This window comes from Burkholderia cepacia (genome assembly GCF_001718835.1).
Lineage (GTDB): Bacteria > Pseudomonadota > Gammaproteobacteria > Burkholderiales > Burkholderiaceae > Burkholderia > Burkholderia cepacia_F.
Genome location: NZ_CP013442.1, coordinates 700,901 through 726,445, shown reverse-complemented (window position 1 = coordinate 726,445; position 25,545 = coordinate 700,901). Strand labels below are relative to the sequence as shown.

Here is a 25,545-nt window from a genome sequence, read left to right as displayed (position 1 = left end):
CATGACCTATCCGAGCCTTCGCGACTGGCTGTTCTCGGGCAAGACGTTCGCTGCGTCGATGCTGGCGCTGTACCTCGGCCTGTATTTCCAGTTGCCGCGCCCGTACTGGGCGATGGCGAGCGTCTACATCGTGTCGAACCCGTTCGTCGGCGCGACACGCTCGAAGGCGCTGTATCGGGCGCTCGGCACCGCGCTCGGCGCGGCTGCCGCGATCTTCTTCGTGCCGCCGTTCGTCGAGACGCCGCTGCTGTTCGCGATCATCGTCGCCACCTGGTGCGGCACGCTGCTCTACCTCGCGATCTCCGACCGCACCGCGCGCAGCTACGTGTTCATGCTCGCCGGCTATACGATGCCGCTGATCGCATTGCCGACCGTGACCGATCCGTCCACCGTGTTCGACGTCGCGATCGCGCGTACCGAGGAGATCGTGCTCGGCATCGTCTGCGCGAGCGTGGTCGGCGGCGCCGTCTTCCCGAACCGGCTCGCGCCGACGCTGATCGAGCGCACCGATGCGTGGTTCAAGGACGCCGCGTTCTACGGCCGCGAGACGCTGTCCGGGCACATTGCCGGCAAGGCGCTGTCCGCGTGCCGGCAACGGCTCGCGGCGACCATCACGGGCCTCGAGTTCCTGCTGAGCCAGCTGAGCTACGACCACGCGCATCCGCGCATCCTCGCGCGTGCGCAGGCGCTCGCGGGCCGGATGCAGCTGTTCCTGCCGCTGATGTCGTCGCTCGCCGATCCGTTGATTGCGCTGATGCGCGACCTGCACCTGCGCCCGCCCGGGCTCGACGCGCTGCTGGCCGACGCGGCCAGATGGTTCGATGCGCCGCTGCCGTCGATCACCGGCGACAGCGCCGGCAGCGTCGACGACCCGGTCGCGGAGCGCCTGCGCGAACGCATTGCCGCGCTGCAGCCGGCCGACGACGCGCTCGCGAGCTGGGACGGCGCGCTGCTGTCGAACGCGCTGTGGCGGCTGCGCCAGGTCATCGACATCTGGCAGGACTGCCGCTCGCTGCGCGCGCTGATCGGCAACGAATCGGGCGTCTGGCAGCCGCGCTACCGGCACTGGCGGCTCGGCGGCACCGAGCGCTTCTTCGATCGCGGGATGATGCTGTTCTCGACGCTGACGGCGGTCGGCGCGATCGTCGTCGCGTGCGCGCTGTGGATCAGCTCCGGCTGGCACGACGGCGCCGCGGCCGTCACGCTCGTGGCCGTGTCGTGCAGCTTCTTCGCCGCGCTCGACGAGCCGGCGCCGCTGGTGTTCAAGTTCTTCCTCGCGACGACCGCGAGCGTCGTGTTCGCGGGCCTGTACCTGTTCGTCGTGCTGCCGCACGTGCACGATTTCGCGATGCTCGTCGTGATGTTCGCGGGCCCGTTCATCCTGATCGGCACGCTGCTGCCGCGCCCGCAGTTCAACATGGTGACGATGCTCGTCGCCGTGAACACGGCTACCTTCATCAGCATCCAGGGTGCGTACGACGCCGATTTCTTCGTGTTCCTGAACAGCAACCTCGCGGGCGTCGCCGGGCTGCTGTTCGCGTACGTGTGGACGCGTGCGACGCGACCGTTCGGCGCCGAACTCGCGGTGCGGCGCCTGCTGCGCTCGGGCTGGGAAGACGTCGCGCGCTCCGCGTCGACGCAGCCGCTCGACGACCAGCGCAACCACGCGTCGCGGATGCTCGACCGCGTCACGCAGCTGCTGCCGCGCCTCGGCGCATCCGACGACCACCGTCATCCGTCGATCGAAAGCTTCCGCGACCTGCGCATCGCACTGAATGCGCTCGACCTGCGCCGCTCGCGCCGCCGGCTGGCGGGCGACGTCCCCGACGCGATCGACCGCGTGCTGGCCGGCGTCACCGACCACTACGCACGCTGCGCGGCCGCGAACGCGCGCCAGCCGGCACCGCCCGCGCTGCTCGCCACGATCGACGACGCGCTGCGCCGCGTGGCCGACCGCACGCTGCCGGCGGCTGCGGCGGCGAGCGGCGTCGCCGCGCAACGGGCGGCGCCGGTCGTGCATCGCCGGCTGCGCGACACGCTGCACGCGCTCGTCGGCCTGCGCCTGTCGCTGTATCCGGCCGCGGCGGGGCAGGCGCCCCGGGCATCCGGAGCGGCGCAGCCATGACCTGTTTCTCTTCAACGCAACGGCCACCACGATCATGATCGGCGAAATCGACATCTTCGGCGTATTCGTGCCGGCCCCGCTCGTGCTGATGCTGATCGCCTACCTGATCAACATCGTCGTGCGCGCCGTGCTCGAGCGCGTCGGCTTCTACCGCCTCGTCTGGCATCGTTCGATCTTCGACCTCGGCATCTACGTGTTCGTGTTTGCCGCCGTCGTGATCGTTTCCCACCGTCTCGTGGCTACCTAACGTGAAAAAAACCTGGCTCTCGGCAGGGCAGATCCTGCTTACCCTGATCGTCGTCGTCGTGGCGGCCGTCGTGCTGTGGCGCATCGTCAACTACTACATGTTCTCGCCGTGGACCCGCGACGGTCACGTGCGCGCCGACGTGATCCAGGTCGCGCCGGACGTGGCCGGCCTCATCACGTCGGTGCAGGTCGCCGACAACCAGGAGGTCAAGCGCGGCCAGGTGCTGTTCGTGATCGACCAGGCCCGCTACACGCTTGCGGAACGGCTCGCCGAAGCCACGCTCGCCCAGCGCCGCGCGACGCTCGCCCAGGCGAAGCGCGAATACGCGCGCAACCTGCAGCTCGGCAACCTGGTTGCGAGCGAACAGGTCGAGGAAAGCCGCACGCGCGTCGAACAAGGCGAAGCCGCCGTCGCCGATGCGCAGGTGTCGCTCGACACCGCGAAGCTGAACCTCCAGCGCACGACGATCGTCAGTCCCGTCGACGGCTACCTGAACGACCGCGCGCCGCGCGTCGGCGAATACGTGCCTGCCGGCCGCGCGGTGCTGTCGGTCGTCGACCGCGATTCGTTCCGTGTCGACGGCTACTTCGAGGAAACCAAGCTGCGCGGCATCCACATCGGCCAGCCGGTCGACATCATCGTGATGGGAGAACCGCATACGCTGCGCGGCCACGTGCAAAGCATCGTCGCCGCGATCGAGGATCGCGACCGCACGCAGGGCGCGAACCTGCTGCCGAACGTGAACCCTGCATTCAGCTGGGTGCGGCTCGCGCAGCGCGTGCCGGTGCGCGTCGTGCTCGACGAGGTGCCCGACGATTTCCGGATGATCGCGGGCCGCACCGCGACCGTCTCGATGCGCGAAGCCGACACGCGCCGCGCCGGCAATGCGAAGCCGGGCGCCGCGAGCGCGGCGGGGGCGTCGCAATGAAGCAGCGCGGCCTCCATCTCGCGGCGGCGCTCGCACCGCTTGCGCTCGCACTCGGCGCGTGCAAGTCCGTCGGCCCCGATTACACGCTGCCGCAGCAGGCGTACGTGAATGCGCCGCTCGCGAACCACGCGCTCGACGACGCGAACGGCACGCTCGTGTCGCGCGACGCCGTGCCCGGCAACTGGTGGCAGCTCTACGACGACCCCGTGCTCAACGCGCTCGTGCGCGACGCACTGAAGTCGAACACCGACCTGCGCGTCGCCGCGGCCAACCTCGCGCGCTCACGCGCGGCGCTGGAAGTCGCGAGCCAGCAGGGCGGCTTCTCGGGCGGCGCGGAGGCCGCCGTGCAGCGCGCGCAGGAATCGGCCGAGCAATATCTGCTCGAGAACAAGCTGCCGGTCGTCAACGAAGGCGCGGTCGGCATCAATGTGTCGTACGAGATCGACCTGTTCGGCAAACTGCGGCGCGGCGTCGAAGCCGCGCGCGCGGACAGCGAGGCCGTCAGGGCCGCCGGCGACCTGGCGCGCATCACGGTCGTCGCCGACGTCGTGCGCGCGTACGTCGAATCGTGCTCGGCCGGCGACGAGCTGGCCGTCGCGAAGCAGTCGCTCGCGCTGCAGAAGCAGCGCGTCGCGCTGTCGCAGCGGCTGCGCGATGCGGGGCGCGGCAACCAGACCGACGTCACGCGCGGCGTGACGCAGGTGCGCACCCTCGCCGCCGACATCCCGCGCTTCGAAGGCCGCCGCAAGGTCGCGCAATACCAGCTCGCCGCGCTGCTCGCGCGGTCGCCGGCCGACCTGCCGAAGGCCGTCGCCGAATGCGAGCGCCTGCCGAAGCTGCGCCAGCCGATTCCGATCGGCGACGGCGCCGCGCTGCTGCGCCGCCGCCCCGACGTACGCGAAGCCGAACGGCAACTCGCCGCCGCGACCGCGCGCATCGGCGTGGCAACCGCCGCGCTGTACCCGTCGATCAGCATCGGCGCGACGGCAGGCACGACCGGCCTCGCCGGCGACCTGTTCTCGCCGGTCACCAATCGCTGGTCGTTCGGACCACTGATCAGCTGGTCGTTCCCCGTCAACGGCCAGCGTGCGCGTGTGCGCGAAGCCGAAGCCGCAACGGGCGGCGCGCTCGCCCACTTCGACGGCGTCGTGCTGAACGCGCTGCGCGAGACGCAGTCGAGCCTCGCGACCTACGCGGCCGACACGCAGCGCGCGGATGCGTTGCTGACGGCGTATGAATCGGCGCGAAGCTCGGCCGACGAAACGCATCGCCTCTATATGGCCGGCCGCGAGTCGTTCATCTCCGACCTCGACGCGACGCGCACGCTGACGAGCGTGCAGGCGCAGGTGGCGGCAGCCGAAGGCCAGGTCGCGGCCGACCAGGTGCGGCTCTTCCTCGCGCTCGGCGGCGGATGGGAAGCGGACGCGGCGCCGGCCGCGCAAAGCGCCGTGCAGCCGGCCGCAAGCGCATCGGCCAACCCGGCGGCGCGGGAATGATCTCCGCGGCGCGTCACGGCGGCCGGGCCATCGCGGCCACGCGGATGCGTGATCCGCACCATCGCGACCGGACGTCGCCGGCCGTTCGCGTCGGCGGTAGACTGTCCGGTGCATCCCTTCCGTCCATCGCTGCCCGCCGGGCAGCGACCCTCATTCCGGAGATTCATCATGCGAACCAGCGCCCGCAACCATTTCGCCGGCCAGGTCAGCACCGTCAAGACCGGTGCCGTCAACGACGAAATCACGCTCCGCACGCAGGACGGCCTCGACATCTTCGCCGTGATCACCCACGGCAGCGCGGCTTCGCTGGGCCTCGCGGCCGGCTCCGCGGCATTCGCGCTGGTCAAGGCGTCGTCGGTCATCGTGATGGTCGACGTCGACAGCAGCAAGGTGTCGGCCCGCAACTGCGTCGCGGGCACCGTATCGTCGGTCACGAAGGGCGCGGTCAATTCGGAAGTCGTGATCAAGGCCGCGGGCGGCGCCGAGATCGTCGCGATCGTCACCAACGACAGCGTCGATCGTCTCGGCCTCGCGAGCGGCACGGCTGCGTCCGCGATCTTCAAGGCATCGAGCGTAATCGTCGGCGTCGAGTGACGCCCTCGCGCGCTGGCGCCGTGATGTCTGCGTCCGACTGCACCGATCCGTCCAATCTGCCGCTCGCCTGCGAGCAGCAGCGGCGCGCGCTGCTGGCCGGCGCGGCCGATGCCGATGCGCCGGACGCCCGCCTGTTCGCGACGCTCATCGCGGCACGCGGCGGACGCGGCGAGCTCGCGCTGCTCGGCCTTTCGCAGGCGCAGTTCGCCGCGCTGCTGGCCCGCCACTTTCCGCGCCTGCAGCCGGCCGAGATCGCCGCGCCGCCTGCCAGGATCGTGCTCTGGAACAGCGTGCATGCGGACTTCGTCGCAACGCTCAGCGCACTGCTGTTGCGCGATGCCAGTCGCGCGGTTCGCCGCGACGACGCCGAATGCGTCGCCGCGATCATCGCTCATGCGTGCCTGCGTCCCGATCATTTGTGGCGAGACCTCGGGCTCGACGGACGCGATGCGGTGTCCGGCATGCTGGCGCGCTATTTCCCCGCGCTGGCGGCGCGCAACGTCGCGCATCTGCGCTGGAAGAAGTTTCTCGCCCGCGAAATCGCGGCCGATCTCGGCGTGCCGCCCGCCCCCGCGCCGGGATGCCCCGGTTGCGACGACTACGCCCATTGCTTTCCGCACACGCAATAGCAGCCGCGCAGCCGTCGCGCGCACAGCCCGTTCGTGTATCCTGTCGCGCATGACCAAGCCCTCCACCGCCGCGAAGCGGCCCGCAGCCGACGAACCCAGCGTGAGTTTCCGCATGCGCATCCGCAAGGGCGACACGATCGCGCTCGGCCCGGGCAAGGTCGCGCTGCTCGAAGCCGTGCGCGAGCATGGTTCGATTTCGGCGGCGGCGCGCAGCCTGAAGATGTCGTACCGGCGTGCGTGGCTGCTGATGGACGAGCTGAACCGCTCGCTGAAATCGCCGGCGACGGTGTCCGAGCATGGCGGGCAGAGCGGCGGCGGCAGCGTGCTCACGCCGGTCGGCGAGGAGATCATCCGCCTCTATCGCTCGATCGAGCTGCAAGCGCAAAAGCATTGCGCGAAACAGATCGCGGCCCTCACCCATCTCATGCAGTCCTGACGACCTGATGCGGCGCTAGCCGTGCCGCAGGCAGAACGCCGATACACGGCTGCAGCGGGACGACTGCGCCGTATCGTCGTGGTCGTCCGTCATCAGATCGACGAAACTGGCGACGCTCGCGGTCCTGAGCGGGTGATAAGCAATCCGGTGCCGCTCGCACAGGCGCTTGAGCAGGTTCATCGAATCGTGGTCGATGCAGTCGACCGGGAACACGACCAGGTCGGCGCCGGGAATCGACGCCGCCAGCTTGCCCTTGCGGTCTTCGATGCCACCGTCGTGAATCGTCAGCGAGCCGCCTGCCGATTCGACGAGCCGCCTGATCGCCGCATGCGCGCCGGGGCGGCCGCCGACGTACACGATACGCTTGCCCTGCACGCGCGCGAGCGCGGTCGGCTCGCTCCCGGCTTCAGCAAGCGTGCGCAGCACCGTCTGCTCGATCGCATGCGCTTCGCGCTTCATCGTCTCGATCGTGTCGCGCTGCGCGTCGAGTTGCGCGCGCAGCGCCTGCACCCGCAGCTGTTCCTCCTGCAGCCGGTCCTCGGCAGCGCCGCGGCGGCTCGCATGCAGCGCGACGACGGCATCCCGCTCGCTCACCGCTTCACGCAGCCGTGCGAGTTCCGCATGCAGGCCGTCGCCGGCCGGCTCGGCACGGCGGCTCGCCGCCGCGCTCAGCGATTCGATCGTCGCCCGCAGTCCGCGCACCTCGGCGTCGCGTTCGACGGCGAAGGTCCGCAGCCGGTGCTGCTGGCGCTCGATCTTGCTCCTGAGCGTCACGTTCTCGTCTTCGAGCGCGACGAGTCGCCGGATGTCGGCCCGGTTGGCCGCGCCCACCAGATGCGACAGCATGTGTACGTCGCCGAACGCAAGCTGGCGCAGTTCCGGCGTGCTGGCCGGATGCGTGATGACGGCCCAGTATGCGGGCGGCACGTCGCCGGTCTTCAACGCATCGGCCCACAGCGCACGCAATGCGTCGGCATCCGTCGCGGCGCCGAAGCGCTTGATCGCGAGCGCGTAACGCTGATCGAGCGCCTTGTGCAGCGCCTTTGCGCCTTCGCCGCCCTGCGTCGCGAGCTCGACCGCCGCATGATGGATCTGCAGGTCGGTGGCCTGCTCGCGATCAACGTCGGCATGGCGCGGCACGAGCTTGCGCAGTTCCGCCGTCGACAGGCAGGTGCCGATCACCGAGCAGTGGAAGTGCGGATCGAGTTCGGCGAGGCGCGCCCGGCGGGTCGCCGTCGCACGGGTGACGGGCGCGGGCCCGCAGCAGCGGTCCTCGGGTGGATGCGGCGGATGCAGCTGTTCCGCACCGGGTTGGCCGGGTGCCAGTCGGGACAGTCGAAACGGGGGCATCTCCATCGCGGACCTCGATCAGTTGGCGGTTCAGGCGGAGCGCTCGCGCCCGCTGCGCGGCATCGACGCCGCATCAGGCGGCAACGGGTGCTCGGCGCGACCCGCGAGCACGTGCGCGACGCACAGCCCGACGAGTTCGGCGTCGAGCAGCTCCAGCACCGTGGCGGCATCGCGAAGCTCGGCATCGCTCGCCGGCGGCGAATGCAAAAAGATCACATCGCGGTATCGTTCCGCCGCCCCGACGCGTTCGATGCAGCGCCGCAGCTCGGGCAGGCGACGAAATTCCGCACGTTCGGCACTGGACGCGAGCGACTGCAGCAGCGCATCGAAACGCCGCGCGTCGGGTGCGCCGGCGTTCGGTGCATCCACGCCTTGCCGCTCGTCGAGCATCGCGATGAAACGCAACACGCTGCCGCGCAATCGCGCAAACGCATCGGCCACGTGCGCGATCCGCTCCGCACGCTGCCCATCCTCGCGCCGCCTCAGCGGCACGATGCTCGCGGACTGCTTGCCGCGTACAACGCCGTCGTCCTGACCCTGCTGCACCAGTTCATCCATCCCGCCCTCGCTGCAACCGAACGCGCGTCACTCGACGGTGCGTCGCTTCTCCATGGCCTCGTAATATACAGCAGAATATAACGAATGCGGATTCGTTCCGCGACAGCACCGCTCCGCCCAACGCGATCGCGCTCGCCGGAAAACGATGCCTGCCCCCAGGAATAAGCCGTCCGAGCCGAACGTTTACTGCACGTACTTCGCACATCGGAACAGAGACGCACCGTCGCCCCGGCTTGCCCGTTCTTGCCGCCCGACAGGCTGTGCCCGTTTCGACAGGCGCAAGTTTCACCGCACAGGGAGGCAATCATGAACCCCGCTTGTCGTGCCGCGCTCGTCGCCGGCATGGCTGCGCTCGGCATCGCATCGCAGGCGTGCCACGCGCAGCAGACCGTCAAGGCGACGCTGCGCTCGGACTCGATCCAGCTCGAACCGCGTGACGTGAAAGCCGGCAAGGTCACGTTCGACGTCGTGAATTCAGCGGACAGCGACATGACGCACGAACTCGTCGTGCTGAAGACGGAACTCGCCGACGGCGCGCTGCCCGTCCGCAAAGGACAGGTGCTGGAACAGCGTCTGCACAAGGTCGGCGAAGTCGAGGACATCGCGCCGGGCAAGCGCAGGCGTCTCGCGCTGACGCTTGCGCCCGGCCACTACGCGCTGATCTGCAACAAGCCCGGCCACTATTCGGCCGGCATGCATGTGGCGCTGGTCGTCACACGCTGAACGATTCCGCGTGAATGGAGAGGAGGTGACCAAACGCCGGCTAATGCCGGTGACGGTGATGGATATCCGGGAAATGCGTGTGCGAATGCGTGATCGGCAGATGCGCGTGCGGATGTGTATGCGGTTCGTTGCCGTCGTACGCAAAGTCGTGCGCATGCTGGTGATGTTCGTCGTGCCGATGCCGGTGCGTGTGCTCGAGCCGCTCGTGCGTATGCGTGTGTTCGTGCCGCTCGCGAACGTGCAGCCAGATACCGAGCGCCATCAACGCGGCAGCGATCCAGAACGTCGCGGGCGGCAGCGCGGGCCAGATCAGCAGCGCCAGCACGACGCCGAACAACGGTGCGATCGAGAAATACGCGCCCGTGCGCGCGCTGCCGAGATGACGCAGCGCGACGACGAACAGCACGAGGCTGATCCCGTAGCCGCCGAGCCCCGTCAGCATCGCGGCGGCCGTCGTCGCGGCGGCGGGCCAGGACGCGCCTGCCGCGACGGCGACCGCGATATTGACGGGACCCGCGACCAGCCCCTTCACGCACGCGATGACCATCGCATCGTTCGCGGCCACCTTGCGGGTGAGGTTGTTGTCGATCGCCCAGCACAAGCATGCGCCGACGATCAGCAACGCGCCCGTCGGCACGCCCGCCGCACCCGGCTTCCACGACAGCAGCGTGCCGCCGGCGACGATAGCGACCATCCCGAGGAACACCTGCAGGTCGACGTTCTCGCGGAATACCACCCACGCGATCACTGCAGTCAGCACGCCTTCGAGATTGAGCAATAGTGCACTCGTGGCGGCCGGCGTGCTCGCCAGGCCGAGCATCAGCAGCGCCGGCCCGGCGATGCCGCCCGCCGCGATCGCGCCGGCCAGCCAGGGAAGCTCCGATTTCTTCAGCGCGTGACCCGTGTCGGCATGGGCGGCAGGCCGGCGCAGCCGGCGGATCACGATGCCGGCGCCCAGCCCGATCCCGCTGCCGAGATAGAACAGGCCGGCGACCATGAACGGCGACATCGCGCCGAGTAGCGCCTTGGCCAGCGGCGTGGCGGCGCCGAACAGGGCGGCCGCGGTCAGTGCGACGACGATCGCGTTGAATCTCGAGTGCATGGGATTGGGGAATGCGGGTTGCGCAGGGCTTGCGGCGACATGCGCAGAGTATCTCACCTGCTTGACGGCCTGACGTCATTTTTCACCGGCGCGCCGCATACGAAATACGATTGATTCGCCTTGCTGTTTCGTCACCGATACACCCATGTCCGATTGAGATTCGACGCGCGACTGACTATCGTTGAAGCGGCACGACACAACGCAAGTGGACACTGCTCTGATGGGAGACTACCGCCATGAAAGGCGACAAGAAGGTCATCGGCTATCTGAACGCGCAGCTGAAGAACGAACTGACTGCGATCAATCAGTACTTCCTGCATGCGCGCATGTATCGGCACTGGCAGCTCGACAAGCTCGGCAAGCATGAGTACGACGAATCGATCGGCGAGATGAAGCATGCGGACGCGCTCATCGAGCGGATCTTCGTGCTCGACGGCCTGCCGAATCTGCAGGACCTCCACAAGCTGCTCGTCGGCGAGCATACGGAAGAAATCCTCGAATGCGACCTGAAGCTCGAACGGGCGTCGCAGGCCACCTGCAAGGAGGCGATCGCGTACTGCGAATCGGTGCAGGACTACGTGTCGCGCGAGATCCTCGAGCACATTCTCGACGATACAGAGGAACACATCGACTGGCTCGAGACGCAGCTCGACCTGATCAAGAAGGTCGGCATCCAGAATTATCTGCAGTCGGGCATGACGTCGCTCGAGTGAGCGCGCGATCGTGCCCGACTGCGCGCGGCACGTGCGTTACATGTGCCACTTCACCGTCGCGGTGAGCGTGCGCGGATCGCCGGGCATGTTGTACAGGTCCGCATTGCCGTGCGCGGCAATGAAGTAGCGGCGATCGAACAGGTTGTCGAGCGTGAGCGTCACGTCGACCTTCTTGCTGCGATAGCCGGCGCCAAGATTGAACACCGTGAACGACGGCAGCGTGACGAGATCGCTCGCCGACGTATAGCGCGCCGACTGGAGCTGCATGCCGGCCGCCGCGTAGAAGCCGTACGGCAGCTCGCGCTTGATCCACAGGTTCGCGCTGTGGCGCGGCATCAGCCCGGGCGTGTTGCTGGACAGCGCCAGCCCGGCCGACGTCGATTGCGCCGAGCCGTCGACCGTCCCGTTCAGGTACGCGTAACCCGCATACACCGACCACTTCGGCGCGATCTCGCCGGTGAAGCCCAGCTCCATCCCGTGCACGTGCTGCGTGCCGATCGGCAGCGCATAGCCGGGATTGTTCGGGTCGCCGATCTGCTGGTTGGTCTGGCGCATGTCGAACAGCGCGACGCTCGCCGTCGCCTTGCCGCCGAGGTCGAAGCGCGAGCCGACTTCATACGCGGTGGTCTTCTGCGGCGCGAGCGCGGCGCCGTTCGCGAACGCGCCGGCACTGATCAGCGTATCGGCGAGCGGCGAGAACGACTGGCTGAACGACCCGTACAGCGTCAGCCAGTCGAGCGGTTCGTAGATCAGCCCGACGCGCGGGCTCCACGCGCGATCGGTACGGTCGAGGTTGACGTTCGACGACGTGTAGTCGTGGCGGATCTGGTTCAGGTAGTCGAAACGCAGCCCCGCGAGCACCTTCCAGTGCTCGGTCAGCGAGATCAGGTCCTGCGCGTAGACGCCCGCGAGCCCGACGACGGTCGACGCGTTCGTCTTCGCCCGCGCGCCGGTCGGCACGCCGGGCAGGATCGCCTGCTGCGGATTGAACAGGTCGTAGGTCGCGACCTTCGACACGCTGTAGATCGTGTCGAACTTCTGCTGCTGCGACAGCTCGAGCCCGTACAGCAGCTCGTGGCGCATGCCGAACAGCGAGGTCTTCTGCGTGAGCTCGAACAGGCCGTCGATGCCGTGGTCGGTGCGCTGGCGCGTCGACTGGTCGAGCGTGACGACCGGGTGCGCGGCGGTCATGATCGGCTCGTACGTCACGTAGTTCTTGCGTTCGAGCGAGAAGTCGTACGCGCGGATCGCGCCGTGAAACGACAGCGAATCGCTGAAGCGGTGATCGAGCGACACCGTCGCGCTCTTCGCGGAGATGTCGTTGTACGAACTGTTCGCCGCGTCCGCCGAGCCGTAATACGTGTTGATCGGCACGTCGACCGGCCGGCCGCGATACGCGGGCAGCCCCTGGTCGGACGTGCGGCGGTCGTGCAGGTAGTCGAATTCGACGTTCAGCACCGTGTCGCGGTCGAGCTTGAACTGCGCGGACGGCGCGATCGCCTGGCGGTTGAGCTGGAACTGGTCGCGAAAGCTGTTCGAGTTCTCGGCCGCGCCGGTCATCCGGAAACGCGCCGCATCGTTCGCGTTCCAGCCGAGGTCGAATTCGCCGCGCCGCTCGCCGCGCGTGCCGAGCGTCACGCCCACATCGCGCACCGGGTTCGCTTCCGGCCGCTTCAGCACGCGATTCACGATGCCGCCCGCCGAGCCGCGTCCGTACAGCACGGCCGCCGGCCCCTTCAGCACTTCGACATGATCGACGTTCGACAGGTCGCGGTAGTACAGCGCATCGTCGCGGATACCGTCGACGTACTGATCCGTGATGCTGTTGAAGCCGCGGATCGTGATCTGGTCGCGCTGGCCGTCGCCGACCGAAAAGCCGATGCCCGGCACGTTGCGCAGCGCATCCTGCATCGACGTCGCGTTCTGGTCCTCGATCACTGCGTGCGGAACGACGTTCACCGTCTGCGGCACGTCCATCAGCGACAGGTCGGTCTTGGTCGCCGAACGCGAGCGGCTCGCATCGTATGCCGCGCGTTCGGCGGCGGCGTTGACGGAAATCGTCGGCAGCGTCGCCGGCGTGTCGCTTGCCTGGGCAAACGACGTTTTTGCGCCGGCCAGCGACGTGGCGATCAGAAGCGCATGGCAGGCGCTCTTGTTGAGTTTCATCGGATACGAAAGAAAAACGGTCGACGGATCGGCTTCGGCAGACATGAAAAAGGCCGCGGCGTCCGTCCCGCGGCCTGAAATATCTCGAAATATTAAATGATAATGATTCGCGTTTTTAATCAATATGCCGATCTGTCGCCTGCTTGCAACATGCCATGTGTCAGACGGTGCGTTTCATCGCACCGACATTTCCGATTCCTGACAAATTGCTTTCCATGAAGGTGTTTCCAGCGATGCGGTCTCGAACGCGCGGCCGGATTGCGCTACTGTCCGGCCGGCCCGCCGCGCTTGAGTTTCGCTTGCCGCCGCGCACGGTCATTGACGATCTGGTGCCGGCGATGGTCGGTCATCTTCTTCCAGTCGCGCGCCTCGTCGCGCGTGCGCAGGCAGCCGACACAGAAACCCGTGCTGCGGTCGAACGAGCAGACGTCGATGCAGGGTGACTTGACCGCCATCGCCTACGCCGCCGAATGCGGATGCGGATGCACGACTTCGACGGTCAGGTGCGAAAGGCCTGCGACGGGATCGAGGAGGTCATGGTAGAAACGCGCATCGCGGCTGCCGTCAAGTGTGGTCACCGATACGATCGCGCTCATGTGGCCCGGCCCGAGACGCCAGGCGTGCAGGTCCGTCACCCGGTCTCCGCCGCCTTCGATCAGGCTGCGCACACGCTGCGCGAAGCGCGGATCCGATTCCATGTCGAGCAGGACGCCACCCGTATCGCGTATCAGCCCGTACGACCAGTTCGCGATCACGAGCGCGCCGACAATGCCCGCGACGGGATCCATCCAGACCCAGCCGAATGCACGTGCGAGCAGCAGGCCGACGATGGCCAGCACCGACACGGCCGCGTCGGCGATCACGTGAACGTAGGCCGACCGGATGTTGTGGTCGCGCGTCGTGACCGCGTGCGGGTGCGCGTCGCCATGATCGTGATCGTGCTCGACGCATGCGGTTTTCGATGCATCGTCGTGCGCGTGTTCGTCATGAGCGTGGCCATGCGCGTGATCGTGATGATGGTCGTGCCCATGGCCGTGATGGCCGCCGCTCAGCAGCCACACGCTGGCGAGATTGACGAGCAGGCCGAGCACGGCAATCGGAATCGCTTCGCCGAAGTGAATGGGAACGGGCGCCAGCAGACGCGCAACCGCCTCGTAGCCGATCAGGATCGCGATCATCGCGAGCACGATCGCGCTCGTGAACCCGGCCAGGTCGCCCAGCTTGCCGGTGCCGAACACGAAGCGCGGATCGTCGGCATGCTTGCGCGCATAGGTATAGGCCAGCGCGGCGATCAGCATCGCGCCTGCGTGCGTCGACATGTGCAAGCCGTCGGCAACGAGCGCGAGCGACCCGAACATGCTTCCGCCAACGATTTCCGCGACCATCATCACGCTGCACAGCGCAATCACCGCCCACGTCTTGCGTTCGTTCTGGTCATGCGCCGCGCCGAGGAAAATATGGTCGTGCCCCGCGCCGAATGCCGCGTCCTTGAAATCGCTCATGCCGTGTCTCACTTGAAATAGCTGTGCACGACGTCGATCAGCTGCTCGGTCGCGCTGCCCTCGTCATGGCCGCCATCGTGCTCGGCATCGACGAGGTGTGTGCGAATGTGGTCTTCCAGCACGACGGCCAGCAGCCCGTTCATCGCGCCGCGACAACTCGTGATCAATTGCAGGACTTCATTGCAGCCGTGCTCCTCCCCGAGCGCGCGCTCGATGGCCTCGACCTGACCCTTGATCCGGCGCACGCGGTTCAGCAGCTTCTGTTTTTCGCGGACGGTGTGGCTCATCATTGGCCTCCAGATAGGGAGGGGGAGTATACCTCGGAAGCTCAAATCAATATAGGGTACTGGGGTATATCATCGGGAACGCGTGGCATCACGCGATTGCAGGCCGAATAGTCCCTTCGTCATCCGGATCGTCCAGGTCGATCCACACACAACCCCATCGTAGCGAGCGGCATCTCCGGGATGTGCCCCACCTGCGGTGCGCTGCCCCTGCCGGCTACGGCTTCCGCTGAACAGACGCGCGCCCGACGTATCGGCGACGCCGGGGAATTCTCACGATCAATCAGGATAACGAATCGGATGGTGCGAGCGAAGTCGTCGGCGCGTCGACTGTCCAGGCTCATTGAGCGGGTACTCGAACCCGCCGTCGCACGGTCGCGACGGCATTCGCGCAAACCGACGGAAGATGACGGGGAATGTGCACGCGGGGATCGCGTGATGGGGGCTTCACATTGCCCGCCCGGAAAACCCTGCTTGCACCGCCGACGGTCCAGGACACGCCGGCGGTCACGGTATCGCGTCGACGCGTTACTCGGTTTTCGCTGCTTGCGGCTCGACCGGCGCCGCTTGCGTCCCGGCGTCCGTCGTTTGCGGCTCGGCGGTTTCGACCTGCTGAGCCTGAGCCTCGGCCTTTTCCGGCTGCGCATCCGCCTTTGCGGCTTGTGCGGGCCCCTTCCTCTTCGGGCCGCGCGCCTTCAGCCGTCGCGCGCGCGCCGCGTCGTCCTTCGACACCCGCCCGGCTCCGTTGCCCTGCAGGTCGACCCGCACGGCATCTTCGACGAGGCACGACCAGTAGCGGTTGCCGCGGCACCACGTCGACATCGCTTCGCGCAGTTCGGCTTCGGTCAGCCCCACTGCCTGCGCCTGGCCGGCGAGATCCGCCCAGATGCCGACCTTGAGCGGCACTTTGGGGGCCGGATTCTTCGGGAACGCCGCCGGGAAGCGTTTCTGCAGCTTGCCGATCGCGACGACGACCGGATCGACCGGCGCAGTCGGCTTGCCGCCGGACGACGGCCTTGCGCCCGAAGACGCTTTCGCACCGGACGACGCCTTCACGCCCGAAGCCGCCTTCGCACCGGACGGTGACTTGGCCCCCGAAGCCGGCTTGCCGCCGGACAACGGCTTGGTTCCGGAATCCGGCTGCGCCTTCGCGCGCTTCGCGTTGCGCTCCTGCTTGGCCTTCGCTGCGAGCTGCGCCCGCAATTCGGCAAGTTGTTCAAAACCCATAAATTCAATCCACCAGGAATATTGAGCGTGGCTTCCACCGCGCGCCGGGCATCGCGCAACGGTTCCGGATGGCGGCTTTCGGCCACTCCGTCACCGGCACGGAAGATACGGCATGAGCAGCATGTCACACGCATCTGTTCGGGCACCCGGCCTCGCTGCCGGATGGAACGCAGGACAGGAGTATACCGCGCGCGTCACGTCTGACGGACCGCCGAATCTCATTCGTTGCGCGGTCAGGCGTTGCCGGCGCGATGGCGAGCTGTGCGGCCGAAGTCGCGGCCGCGGCTGCTTCGGCGCGCAACGTAGCCGTTTATGGGAGTGCGAGGCCCGCGCCGGCTTCGCCCCCGGTCCGCCGGGTCTTGCGTCTTGTCGTCAGAACACGCCGAGCGCGAGACCAGCCGCGAGGCCGGCGCCCAATTCGGCGCAGCGCGCGAGATCGTCGCCGTCGATCGTCTTGGCCGCGAGGATGCGTTCCGGCGTCTGCGCGTGCGTACAGACGATCAGGCCGGGCGCCACGTTCTTCAACCGCCAGCCTGTCGCGATCCGGTCGATCTGGCGCAATGCGTTCTGCCCGTCGCTTCCCGCGCAGATCATCACCGCATACGGGCGGCCGTTCACGCGATCGAGCGCCGCGTAGTAGCAGCGGTCGAAGAAATCCTTCATCAGCCCGGACATCGCCGCGAGATTCTCGGGTGTCGCAAACAGATAGGCGTCGGCGTCCAGCACATCGTCTGCGCTCGTCGCGTCCGCGCGCTGCAGCCTGACCGACGCCGGATTGCTCACGCGCCGCGCCGGCAGCCGCTTCGGCCATCTGTTGCGTGCCTCCGGTCATCGTGTGATAGACGATCAGGAGCGTTTTCATCGGTGTTCGTGTGTCTCCCGCCCGATGCATGGCGCCGGCCATTTCGCGACGACGCGATGCGGCACTCGCTCGCGCGATCCGTGCGGCATCGGTATCAGTATCGGCGCGCTTCCAATGTAGATCAAACGCCGAGGTCTCGAGAAAGTGCGGTTCCACATATCTTCAACGATCGTTCCCGCCGTCGTCCCGCTTGCGCTCGTAGTACGCAAGAAACATGTCGGCAGCGGACTCGGCTACCCGCTTCTGCGCGGCTTCGTCGAGCGGCGGCTGGCCCATCGTGATCTGCGGCCAGAACGCGAATGCCTTTATCGCACCCAATAACTGAAACGACGCGAAGGCCGGATCCGGCGCCGTGAGCCGGCCGGCCGCGGCAGCCGCGCGAATCCATACCGTCATGTCTTCCTCGCGCTCGCCGAGGCGCTCGACCATGTCGCGCGCACGTTCCGGCGAATGGATGGCCGCACCGATCGCGACCCGCGCGAGTGCAATGAAAGACGCATCGTTGAGAAGGCGCAGCTTGCGCGCCAGCAATTCGAGCAGTTGCCCGCGCAACGGCGCGTCGTTGCAATAGGCGGGCAGGCTGCCTGTCTGGCATGCGTCCCAGAGCTGGTGCAGGATCGCGGCGAACAGCGTTTCCTTGCCCGGAAAGTGGTTGTAGACCGTACGTTTCGACACGTCCGCGCGCGCGGCGATTCGATCCATGCTGGTCGCGTCGTAACCCGACGCGAGGAATTCCTCGATCGCGGCACTGATGATGGCCGCGCGCTTTCGATCGGTCAGACGTTGATGAGTGGCACTCGTATTCATTTCCGAATTTTACACCCATCAGTTTACTTTCTCCGAAGATAAACTACACTGTGCAGTGTATTTTTAATCCGGATGGATTCCATGACATCGTTCCCCGATTTCGTTCATCGCACGTTGGGCTTCTCCGCCGCGAAACGCGGCCGCATATCGTCCGCCGGATCGCCGCAACACGACGGCGAACGCTTCCTCAATGTTGCGCCGCGTCCGGTCGAAGGACTCGGAAAGATGCTCCGCATCATGTGGAACATGTTGTTCAACAAGCCGCGCGGCGCGGTGCCGGCGGGCGCCCTTCCGGTCGATACGCTCACCCGCGACGAGCTCGACGCGGCCCCCGATCGCAGCCTGTACCGGCTCGGCCATTCGACGCTGCTGCTCAAGCTGCGCGGCGAATTCTGGCTGACCGATCCCGTCTTTGCCGAGCGCGCGTCGCCGTTTCGTCGCGTCGGCCCCAAACGTTTCCATGCGCCTCCGATCGCGCTTGCCGACTTGCCGCCGCTGCGCGGCGTGATCCTGTCGCACGATCACTACGACCACCTCGACCGCGACACGGTGCTCGCGCTCGCGGCAACCACCGGTGTGTTCGTGACAACGCTGGGTGTCGGCGACCGCCTGATCGAGTGGGGAATCGACGCGAAGAAAGTCCGTCAGCTCGACTGGTGGCAAAGTGTCGACGAGGCCGGCTTGACGCTGACCGCGACGCCTGCCCAGCACTTTTCCGGGCGCAGCCTGTTCGACGGCAACAGTACGCTGTGGGCGTCCTGGGTCATCGTCGACGACGACTTGCGCGTGTTCTTCAGCGGAGACACGGGTTACTTCGATGGTTTCCGGACGATCGGCGAGCGCCTCGGGCCGTTCGACGTCACGCTGATCGAAACAGGCGCATACGATGCGCAATGGCCGTACGTGCACATGCAGCCGGAAGAAACCGTGCAGGCACACATCGATTTGCGCGGACGCTGGCTGGTCCCGATCCACAATGGCACGTTCGATCTCGCGATGCACCGCTGGCAGGAACCGTTCGAGCGCGTCACGGCGCTGGCGACAGCACGCGGCGTCGAACTGTCGACGCCGCGCATGGGCGAACGTCTGACACTGGCTGCGCCACATCGCGGCGAGCGGTGGTGGCGCAGCGTCGACGAGAAAGTCGAAGCGGCGAAGTCGCTGAGGCTGGCGATTTGTGCGGCGCGGACGGCCAGGTGAACGTTGCTTGTTCGGATGTGCTGGTCGACGCGTCGTGCATTTGCCGGGGAACGGCTTGGCCGCGCGTGCTCGCCCCGACGACCGCACTCCTCGGGGCAGACGACCGTGGCGACGGACATTCTCGTTCTTCGTTTGAAATACCGGATTCCGCAGGAGGCAGGGACTGAGGTTGCGGGCGGGTAATTCTTGTTAGGTATCGGAGCATTCAGCGCGCCTACTGGCTGCCTCCACATCGCCTTGCCTCTCGCATTCCACGTTTCATTTCGTCGCAACGAGATAGCGAGTTGGCGCGCTAATCAAGTGCTTTGGTGTGAGTGCGGTCCGGTTCCCGACGTCAGGCGAAAAACAAATCATTCGATATTCGTCCTTCGCGTGGTCGCTCACAAAGTGCGGACTCGGGCACGAGCACAACTTCGCGCAGGGCAACACCCTTGTGCGCGATTGGCAGGGCACATCACAACTGCTCAATCGAAATAGCCATCTGCATCAAATCAAACGAAGCCGGAATTCGGGCGTGGATGTTTGTCAAGGTATCGGCTGTCCTGCGGACCGAATCGCAATAAAAGCGGCAAGTTCGATATGCAAACCGCCTAGCCCACTGCCCTGCTCTATCCAATAGCTCGAGTTCCTCGAGCGCTTCTTTTCCAAACGCGCATTAGCAATTGCTACATTGCTATTGGCAATCCTTCGTCCACGACTTCGTCAAGCATCGCTGTTTGCTGCTCAGGATGAGGAACGGGGTATCGCGTTGTCACGTGACAACTCACGCGCCGCGCATCCGCCTCCAGATACGGTATCGCATCGCATTCAAGTCAGGATTTTGGGTATGCCGGCGAGTAAGTATCAATAACTACAAAATACGTTTCAAATGAAATGCTGAACGGCAAACCGCCAGGGGAATGACGCGCGCGTCACGAATCTTCATTTGCCCCTGTTTTCGGCAGCGAATCCACCGAATATGCGTGAAACAACTTGAGGAATCTCCCGGAAACCCTTGCCAGGCATGGTTTTACGAGCATACCCCTATTTCGCACAGATGTTTCACGATGTGGATTAACGCCTATCCGATACCTGCGTCCGACCGTCTCGGATGGCCTCAATACGCCCAATGACATCCCGGATCGAGCAACTGACGCCAGCTGTGCGAGCTACGCGCATGTTCAATCGTTCGGCATGGGAGTACTCGAGACAGCGTCATATGCGCCAAGAAGCCGTTTGATCAACTTCGTGGATAAGCCCACCATTAATGGGGTCATATCACGGCGAGGGGACATATTTCTAGCCCCTACTAGCTGCACCTCGCCTTAAAAAAGCCTCGTACCGTGATCCGTGGAAAGGAATACATAACTAACACGAAAAGCGCACATCGAGGCCGCTGCAATGCAATGGCTTGAGCGCAGTGACTCCATTGCGCCTAAACGCTGCTGCGGATCGCCCGTCAATCTGCCTCCGCTACAAGTCAGCTACCCGTCGATCCCTGCTTGACATTCCTCGCGCAACAACAATTCCTCAATATAGCCGCCAGTTGTCACGTGACAACTCATCGACAAGCGATGAGCCCTGGTCCATCGCAAGTTCTCTTGTCGCTCATTCTCAGAGATATCTCGCCTCCCCAGCATGAGCCGATTCCAACCGGCGCGAAGCTTGTTGACGCTCACCACCGCAATTGTCACGTGACAACTCGCTATTTGGTGGCGACACCACCTATCGACTCGATCGCTAAGATTTGCAATTGAGCAAACTGCCGATGAATGACCAACTTGCCCGCCTCGCGTCGTCCATCAACATGGCAAATTGTCACGTGACAACTGCATATCCGCTGTCGGCCATCATTTGGCTGAACAAGACATCGCATTGTTATAGGTGCTCAAAAAAAGATCGCGCGAGTGAAATTCCAAAATCTAGTCACAAACACCACGCTTGAATCATCTCGTCGACCGTCCACTCCATTGAGAAGATGGAGTCGGCCGAAATTGCTATTGGCTCTAGATGCATGACTCTTGTTGGATATCCCCCAGAACGTTGGCCGTTCTGCCACTTGTCACGTGACAACAACATCGCTCGTCTGCGTTTCTCGAAAGGAACATCTTGTCTGGACATTTCTCCAAAAAATGCATATATTACGCAAAACTCCGTGGAGGAATTTAATGGCTTTCAAGATCGCCGTCAGTAATCAAAAAGGTGGGACTGGAAAGACCACCATCTCCGTCAATATCGCCGCAGCCTTCGAGGCGGGTGGAAACAAGGTTGCGCTCATCGACGCCGATCCCCAGGGCACATCCGTGAGATGGGTCACAAGCGGCGAGAACACACTCCCGATGACGGTTCTTTCGCTCGCCCCGGCCGGTCGAGGAATCGGTGGGGAGATCAAGAAGCAGGACGCACATTTCGATGTGATCGTCGTCGACTGTCCCGGCAACCTCGAAGATCCGCGAATCGCATCGGTACTCGAAGTTGCCGATTTCTGCCTTGTGCCGCTGTCGCCGTCGCCGGCCGATCTCTACAGCACCGTCGCGATGATCCGCATGATCGAATCGATGCGATCCGTTCGTAACCCAAATTTGTCTTCCGCACTAATGCTGAATAGCGTTAATGGAAAAACTAAAATGCGTGAAGAAATTTTAAAAATTCTAAGAGCAGAAGAAATAGGGGAGCATCTGCTCGACAGCCAGATCGCACAACGTGAGGTCTACCGTCAGACATTTGCGCTCGGCACCACGATCCATCATCACAATCGGTACCTGAAGGGCCTGAAAGAAGCCCGTGCGGAAATCGAAAAGCTGGTCACGGAAATGGCCCAATACATCGCGTCGACGCGCGCTACCGGAGCCGCCCATGGCTAAGGACACCTCGAAAGACAAGAAGCCGACCGGCAACCTGCATCTCGCAGCCGGCCTGCTGCGCGGGCTCGCGCAGGAAAATGCGGCACTCGAAACGCGGCTGCCCGAACCGTCCGTCACGCCGCTGACCGCTGTCGCGCCGCCTGCGGTCAAAGCAGTCGTGACGCTGCCCGCCGATGCGGAGGATCTCGGCGCCCCGCAAAAGGTTGCCGTGAAGGATTGCATTCCGAACCCGTTCAACCCGCGCGTGTTCTATTCGGAGTCGAGCCTGCACGAGCTCGCCCTGACGCTGAAACGGGAAGGGCAGATCGAGCCGATCAAGGTGACGCGGCTGCCGGAGTTTCCCGGCAAGCTCGTCGTGATCGACGGGCAACGCCGGCTTCGCGCGACGAGCATCAACGGCGACGAAACCATCAACGCCACGTTCCGCACGGATCACACGCCCGAGCAGCTCTACACGATCGCGTATCGCGCGAACCACGACCACGAACGCCAGACGATCTTCGACGATGCGGTCGCGTGGAAGCGTCTCCTCGACGAGAAGGTCTTTTCCGACCAGAACACGCTGGCGGAAAAGATCGGCAAGGACAAGGCATCGATCAGCAAGACGCTGTCGCTCAACGCACTCCCGAACACACTCCTTGAACGGATGGCGAGCGCGAACGACGTGGTCGGCCTGCAGGCGGCGTACTTCCTGAAGCTGATCTTCGAACGCCTTGGCGAGCCGACGGCCGATCGGCTGCTGACGGCCGTGATCGACCGGAAAAAATCGGTTCGTGATCTCGAGAATTTCCTGCGTGCGCAGAGCGACGGCAGCAAGAAGGCTGGACGCACCCGTTACAGCGTTCGGCACGATTTCGCGCTCGAATCGCGGACGATCGGGCAATTGAAGACGTATCCCGACGGACGTGTCGACCTGCAGCTCAAGGGCGTCGACACATCGCACCAGGAGGCGCTCGCCGACAAGCTGAAGACCGTCATCGACGCGTACGTTGCCGAGCTGCCCACCGCACAAAAGTAAGCTGCCCAAATAAAAAAACCTCGCAGGGAAGCTGCGAGGTTTTTTTATCAGTTTGCTGCGAGACTGCTTTTCAGCAAGAATTCCAGCAAGTCGTCCGAGGTCGGTTCGCCCCATGTATCCAGCGCGAGCCATCGGAAGAAGCTGGTCTGCGCGAGTTTGCTCGCCTTCTTCTTCGGCGACAGCGTCAGGTCCTTCGAGCCTGCCACCGTCTCGTTGTAACGCTCGATCAGCTTGGTCTGGTCGTCGATCTCCAGTTCGCGGAAATACGCGCCGGCTTCCTCGACCTTCGCCGCCAGATATTTGTCGCGAATCTGTTCCTGTTTGCTCTGCGCCGTCTCTTTCGCCGGCGTCGCCGTCTCCGTCGCCTGGCCGTCCGACAACGTGTAGCCGTGCGTCAGCGCCTTGCGGAAGTACGCGGCCACGTTGTCGACCGGCGCCGCATTCTTCTTCGTAGTCCGATTGAGCGTGTAGGCAATCGCAGCCTTGATGCGCTGCACGCCGTATTGCGTGATCAGCCGGCGCGCTTCCGAACGCGGAATGCCGAACTTGGCGACCTCCTCGACCAGCGCTTCGTTCTTGACGTCGCCGTCCTCCACCGTATCGGCGCTCTGCTTGCGCGTCACCTTGAACTGGACGGCTTCCACGCTCCGGCCGGACTTGTGTTCGATCAGCTCGAGCGTGTGATCCGAAACTTCGTTCACCTCCTGAATGCACGGCACCAGGACCTTGCTCTTGAACAGCTTGTATTCCTTGTACGACTGCGACGCCTTGTCCTGGCCGAGAATGAGGTCACGAAATTTCGGCAGCGGGATCTTCGCGGTGATGCCGATTCCTTCGTAGCGCACCGTGTTTTCCCACAACGCGAGCGAGTGCGACCGCCGGAACTCGCGGGCGATCCGCATATCGATCAGTGCGTAGATCTCGGGGTTGAGCAACTCGCTGCGAATCTGGTCGGAGAAGCTGTACTTCAGCACCGACTGCTCGAGCTCCGCGCCGGCGAGCAGGCCCGACGCTTTCCAGACTGTCGATCGATCCGCGGCCAGATAGTCCCAGTTGACGACGGTACTGATCAGCGAGTTGACCGTGTCCTTCACGTATTTCGTGTTGTTGCTGTTCAACCCGCTCTCGTGCGAGAGCGACGCGATCGAGATCGAGAAGCTCGTGCGGCCCGGCTCGAACGCCTCCTGCCGAAGCGCGTTCTTGATCAGCGAGCTGAACATCTTGCGCTGCTGCAGCCCGATCTTCCCGGACTTGGGCGCGATATGAATCGCCTGGACCGCCTTGCGCAGCAAGTCGGGAGGCTCGGGTGTCTGAAACAGCGAAACCTGTTTGTCTGAGCCTTTGCTTGCGGGCTTGCGCGGCATCGTAATGTCCGGATAAGGTCACCTTGTTGAGAGCGGACTTTATACCTTTTCGCCGCCGCCGGCAATGTCCCAGCTCGCAGGTCACTTGCACAATCGTGGCTAACTCATCGAGCACAAAGGAGATTTTTTTGTGAAGCAATGCTCGCAAGCCCCCATAAGCATCTACCTTTTCTCGGAGTCTCTTCCCAAAAGCAGCTACCTTTGGCGAGTTCCGACCGAATCGAGCCGGCCCTGAGCCTCATCGAAGGTAACCTTTTATGGGAACCAGACGGACGGAACGACGATCGGCCGCCGAATTCGTGGTGCCGTGCAGCACCCCGGCATTTTTTCCCCCATAACTTGCAACCTTGGCGGTTCCCCATGAATGGGTACCTTTCCATCCTCGTGTGTTTCGATGTTCGCGCAGATCAGGTCGTAACGCATCCAGATCGATCCCATAGCTGGCAACCTTTTGAAACTCCCATAAAAGGCTCCCTTTCCATCGAAGCGATCCTGTTTATGGGAAGGCAGGACTCACCTGGTATCCGAATCCTGTTCGGCACACGTTAGCCCGCCTCCCATAAACGGATACCTTCAAAGCGCCCCACAAATGGCTACCAAAGATCATCCTTGTGGACATTCGTCGCGCGACAGCGTGTCCGAATCCCCCCATAGATGGGTACCATTGCCGCTTCCCATAGGCGGCTACCCGCGGCATTCCACCGTCAAATTCCCATAACCGGGAACCCTCCCACCATATCCACAGCCCAGATTCCCCATTCCGAGGTACCCAATTCCCCAAATCCACAGACCTGAGACCCCAAACCCTTCTACCTTCCCTCCCATAAATGGGTACCGAACACCGGTCAAACCCTTGTCAGGCAAGCCTGTGAGGCTTCTAAAAGTAGTTAAAGAAGTAAACGTTGCTTTCTAAAGATGTAAACACACTGTGTGCTTCCGGAAAAAGCCACCCCCCATAAACCGCTACCAGACGACCTGCCTGCGTGCAGTCAAGCGACGTCCGCCGAGGGTTCCTGCCGATCTGACACGTGCATCGCACCGTCTGGCGGGCCTTTCCGCATAGAAGAGGTCGCTTCGACGTGAGTACATACTCACATTCATCGATACGTATAAAGCTATGGGAACGAATCGAAGGAAAACGCCGTTTTTCTGTCGACAGGTTCCCGTCTATGGTGCGCTGTGTCGTCAGCCAACGGAGACACTTCGACGTTCGCCCGAGGCTACCAGCCCAGTATTCCCGCAGCTGACGCTACGCACAGTAGCTGCTGTGTTGATGTCCTGTGGCAATGCGATGGGTTCCATGAGACTTCGCGCCCGGCAACCTGATGAAACTGGGTGATCTGTGGATAAAGCTGCATGAGCAAGTTCACG

Annotated in this window: 22 protein-coding genes and 1 pseudogene; 12 read left to right on the top strand and 11 right to left on the bottom strand. The window is 64.4% G+C overall.

The features are described from left to right. Window position 1: 1 nt before the first annotated feature. The 7 genes from WT26_RS02815 (at window position 2) to WT26_RS02785 (ending at window position 6,455) form a co-directional block, all read left to right on the top strand. Window positions 2–2,125 (top strand): FUSC family protein, encoded by a 2,124-nt coding sequence (locus WT26_RS02815; protein ID WP_069272138.1) that lies wholly within the window; start codon window positions 2–4, stop codon window positions 2,123–2,125. Between the two features lie 34 nt (window positions 2,126–2,159). Further along, the gene (locus tag WT26_RS02810; RefSeq protein WP_059522018.1) at window positions 2,160–2,372 is read left to right on the top strand and encodes a DUF1656 domain-containing protein; all 213 of its coding nucleotides are present in this window, start codon (window positions 2,160–2,162) and stop codon (window positions 2,370–2,372) included. A 1-nt stretch (window position 2,373) separates the two neighbouring features. Then, window positions 2,374–3,300, top strand: coding sequence for an HlyD family secretion protein (locus WT26_RS02805; RefSeq protein WP_069272137.1), 927 nt, complete (start codon window positions 2,374–2,376; stop codon window positions 3,298–3,300). Beyond that, a complete protein-coding gene (locus tag WT26_RS02800; protein WP_069272136.1) occupies window positions 3,297–4,796 on the top strand; it encodes an efflux transporter outer membrane subunit in 1,500 nt (499 codons plus the stop codon). Before WT26_RS02805 ends, WT26_RS02800 begins: the two co-directional genes overlap by 4 nt. A gap of 168 nt (window positions 4,797–4,964) precedes the next feature. After that, window positions 4,965–5,390, top strand: coding sequence for a TOBE domain-containing protein (locus WT26_RS02795; RefSeq protein ID WP_069272135.1), 426 nt, complete (start codon window positions 4,965–4,967; stop codon window positions 5,388–5,390). 23 nt (window positions 5,391–5,413) lie between these two features. Then, a complete protein-coding gene (locus tag WT26_RS02790; RefSeq protein WP_059985122.1) occupies window positions 5,414–6,019 on the top strand; it encodes a nitrogen fixation protein NifQ in 606 nt (201 codons plus the stop codon). A gap of 112 nt (window positions 6,020–6,131) precedes the next feature. Then, window positions 6,132–6,455: a winged helix-turn-helix domain-containing protein gene (locus WT26_RS02785; RefSeq protein WP_069272183.1), complete on the top strand. Its 324-nt coding sequence runs from the start codon at window positions 6,132–6,134 to the stop codon at window positions 6,453–6,455. 15 nt (window positions 6,456–6,470) lie between these two features. Here the strand turns inward: WT26_RS02785 and WT26_RS02780 are convergent, their stop codons facing one another. Together WT26_RS02780 and WT26_RS02775 are read right to left on the bottom strand one after the other, a co-directional pair. Beyond that, window positions 6,471–7,811 carry a DUF2325 domain-containing protein gene (locus WT26_RS02780; protein WP_069272134.1) on the bottom strand — a complete coding sequence of 447 codons (1,341 nt, stop codon included), beginning with the start codon at window positions 7,809–7,811 and terminating at the stop codon, window positions 6,471–6,473. Window positions 7,812–7,835: 24 nt separating this feature from the next. After that, window positions 7,836–8,363 (bottom strand): hypothetical protein, encoded by a 528-nt coding sequence (locus WT26_RS02775; RefSeq protein ID WP_069269652.1) that lies wholly within the window; start codon window positions 8,361–8,363, stop codon window positions 7,836–7,838. A 306-nt stretch (window positions 8,364–8,669) separates the two neighbouring features. On the opposite strand from WT26_RS02775, the gene WT26_RS02770 reads away from it, so the two are divergent. Next, on the top strand, window positions 8,670–9,086 hold the full coding sequence (locus WT26_RS02770; protein ID WP_059624844.1) for a plastocyanin/azurin family copper-binding protein: 417 nt from the start codon (window positions 8,670–8,672) through the stop codon (window positions 9,084–9,086). Between the two features lie 40 nt (window positions 9,087–9,126). Here WT26_RS02770 and WT26_RS02765 read toward each other — a convergent pair whose 3' ends face one another. Then, window positions 9,127–10,188 (bottom strand): DMT family transporter, encoded by a 1,062-nt coding sequence (locus WT26_RS02765; protein ID WP_069272133.1) that lies wholly within the window; start codon window positions 10,186–10,188, stop codon window positions 9,127–9,129. 236 nt (window positions 10,189–10,424) lie between these two features. On the opposite strand from WT26_RS02765, the gene bfr reads away from it, so the two are divergent. Then, entirely contained in the window at window positions 10,425–10,901 is a 477-nt protein-coding gene (bfr, locus tag WT26_RS02760; RefSeq protein WP_069269650.1) for a bacterioferritin, read from the top strand. A gap of 36 nt (window positions 10,902–10,937) precedes the next feature. Here the strand turns inward: bfr and WT26_RS02755 are convergent, their stop codons facing one another. The 7 genes and pseudogenes from WT26_RS02755 to WT26_RS02725 form a co-directional block, all read right to left on the bottom strand. Then, window positions 10,938–13,067, bottom strand: a complete 2,130-nt coding sequence (locus WT26_RS02755) for a TonB-dependent receptor (RefSeq protein WP_069272182.1) — start codon at window positions 13,065–13,067, stop codon at window positions 10,938–10,940. Window positions 13,068–13,330: 263 nt separating this feature from the next. Then, window positions 13,331–13,522, bottom strand: a complete 192-nt coding sequence (locus WT26_RS02750; protein ID WP_069272132.1) for a DUF1289 domain-containing protein — start codon at window positions 13,520–13,522, stop codon at window positions 13,331–13,333. A gap of 3 nt (window positions 13,523–13,525) precedes the next feature. After that, window positions 13,526–14,569 carry a CDF family Co(II)/Ni(II) efflux transporter DmeF gene (gene dmeF, locus WT26_RS02745; protein WP_069272131.1) on the bottom strand — a complete coding sequence of 348 codons (1,044 nt, stop codon included), beginning with the start codon at window positions 14,567–14,569 and terminating at the stop codon, window positions 13,526–13,528. A gap of 8 nt (window positions 14,570–14,577) precedes the next feature. Beyond that, window positions 14,578–14,856, bottom strand: a complete 279-nt coding sequence (locus WT26_RS02740; protein WP_069272181.1) for a metal/formaldehyde-sensitive transcriptional repressor — start codon at window positions 14,854–14,856, stop codon at window positions 14,578–14,580. 525 nt (window positions 14,857–15,381) lie between these two features. Further along, complete coding sequence (locus WT26_RS02735) at window positions 15,382–16,080, bottom strand: ProQ/FinO family protein (RefSeq protein WP_069272130.1); 699 nt, start codon at window positions 16,078–16,080, stop codon at window positions 15,382–15,384. Window positions 16,081–16,452: 372 nt separating this feature from the next. Beyond that, window positions 16,453–16,942, bottom strand: a pseudogene (locus tag WT26_RS02730) (NAD(P)H-dependent oxidoreductase). A gap of 162 nt (window positions 16,943–17,104) precedes the next feature. Next, window positions 17,105–17,749: a TetR/AcrR family transcriptional regulator gene (locus WT26_RS02725; RefSeq protein WP_069272129.1), complete on the bottom strand. Its 645-nt coding sequence runs from the start codon at window positions 17,747–17,749 to the stop codon at window positions 17,105–17,107. A gap of 81 nt (window positions 17,750–17,830) precedes the next feature. On the opposite strand from WT26_RS02725, the gene WT26_RS02720 reads away from it, so the two are divergent. From WT26_RS02720 to WT26_RS02710, 3 genes are all read left to right on the top strand, one after another. Further along, entirely contained in the window at window positions 17,831–18,949 is a 1,119-nt protein-coding gene (locus WT26_RS02720) for an MBL fold metallo-hydrolase (protein ID WP_069272128.1), read from the top strand. 2,147 nt (window positions 18,950–21,096) lie between these two features. Beyond that, window positions 21,097–21,792: a ParA family protein gene (locus WT26_RS02715; RefSeq protein WP_069272127.1), complete on the top strand. Its 696-nt coding sequence runs from the start codon at window positions 21,097–21,099 to the stop codon at window positions 21,790–21,792. After that, the gene (locus tag WT26_RS02710; RefSeq protein WP_069272126.1) at window positions 21,785–22,810 is read left to right on the top strand and encodes a ParB/RepB/Spo0J family partition protein; all 1,026 of its coding nucleotides are present in this window, start codon (window positions 21,785–21,787) and stop codon (window positions 22,808–22,810) included. The genes WT26_RS02715 and WT26_RS02710 overlap by 8 nt, the downstream gene beginning before the upstream one ends. A 47-nt stretch (window positions 22,811–22,857) precedes the next feature. Here WT26_RS02710 and WT26_RS02705 read toward each other — a convergent pair whose 3' ends face one another. Continuing rightward, window positions 22,858–24,174 (bottom strand): replication initiation protein, encoded by a 1,317-nt coding sequence (locus WT26_RS02705; protein ID WP_069272125.1) that lies wholly within the window; start codon window positions 24,172–24,174, stop codon window positions 22,858–22,860. Window positions 24,175–25,545: the final 1,371 nt, after the last annotated feature.

Bases quoted from the DNA above. Each gene is read 5' to 3' on its own strand.
- WT26_RS02815 (WP_069272138.1), top strand. From the start codon at position 2: ATGACCTATCCGAGCCTTCGCGACTGGCTGTTCTCGGGCAAGACGTTC.
- WT26_RS02810 (WP_059522018.1), top strand. From the start codon at position 2,160: ATGATCGGCGAAATCGACATCTTCGGCGTATTCGTGCCGGCCCCGCTC.
- WT26_RS02800 (WP_069272136.1), top strand. From the start codon at position 3,297: ATGAAGCAGCGCGGCCTCCATCTCGCGGCGGCGCTCGCACCGCTTGCG.
- WT26_RS02795 (WP_069272135.1), top strand. From the start codon at position 4,965: ATGCGAACCAGCGCCCGCAACCATTTCGCCGGCCAGGTCAGCACCGTC.
- WT26_RS02790 (WP_059985122.1), top strand. From the start codon at position 5,414: ATGTCTGCGTCCGACTGCACCGATCCGTCCAATCTGCCGCTCGCCTGC.
- WT26_RS02785 (WP_069272183.1), top strand. From the start codon at position 6,132: ATGCGCATCCGCAAGGGCGACACGATCGCGCTCGGCCCGGGCAAGGTC.
- WT26_RS02780 (WP_069272134.1), bottom strand. From the start codon at position 7,811: ATGGAGATGCCCCCGTTTCGACTGTCCCGACTGGCACCCGGCCAACCC.
- WT26_RS02775 (WP_069269652.1), bottom strand. From the start codon at position 8,363: ATGGATGAACTGGTGCAGCAGGGTCAGGACGACGGCGTTGTACGCGGC.
- WT26_RS02770 (WP_059624844.1), top strand. From the start codon at position 8,670: ATGAACCCCGCTTGTCGTGCCGCGCTCGTCGCCGGCATGGCTGCGCTC.
- WT26_RS02765 (WP_069272133.1), bottom strand. From the start codon at position 10,188: ATGCACTCGAGATTCAACGCGATCGTCGTCGCACTGACCGCGGCCGCC.
- bfr (WP_069269650.1), top strand. From the start codon at position 10,425: ATGAAAGGCGACAAGAAGGTCATCGGCTATCTGAACGCGCAGCTGAAG.
- WT26_RS02755 (WP_069272182.1), bottom strand. From the start codon at position 13,067: ATGAAACTCAACAAGAGCGCCTGCCATGCGCTTCTGATCGCCACGTCG.
- WT26_RS02750 (WP_069272132.1), bottom strand. From the start codon at position 13,522: ATGGCGGTCAAGTCACCCTGCATCGACGTCTGCTCGTTCGACCGCAGC.
- dmeF (WP_069272131.1), bottom strand. From the start codon at position 14,569: ATGAGCGATTTCAAGGACGCGGCATTCGGCGCGGGGCACGACCATATT.
- WT26_RS02740 (WP_069272181.1), bottom strand. From the start codon at position 14,856: ATGAGCCACACCGTCCGCGAAAAACAGAAGCTGCTGAACCGCGTGCGC.
- WT26_RS02735 (WP_069272130.1), bottom strand. From the start codon at position 16,080: ATGGGTTTTGAACAACTTGCCGAATTGCGGGCGCAGCTCGCAGCGAAG.
- WT26_RS02725 (WP_069272129.1), bottom strand. From the start codon at position 17,749: ATGAATACGAGTGCCACTCATCAACGTCTGACCGATCGAAAGCGCGCG.
- WT26_RS02720 (WP_069272128.1), top strand. From the start codon at position 17,831: ATGACATCGTTCCCCGATTTCGTTCATCGCACGTTGGGCTTCTCCGCC.
- WT26_RS02715 (WP_069272127.1), top strand. From the start codon at position 21,097: ATGGCTTTCAAGATCGCCGTCAGTAATCAAAAAGGTGGGACTGGAAAG.
- WT26_RS02710 (WP_069272126.1), top strand. From the start codon at position 21,785: ATGGCTAAGGACACCTCGAAAGACAAGAAGCCGACCGGCAACCTGCAT.
- WT26_RS02705 (WP_069272125.1), bottom strand. From the start codon at position 24,174: ATGCCGCGCAAGCCCGCAAGCAAAGGCTCAGACAAACAGGTTTCGCTG.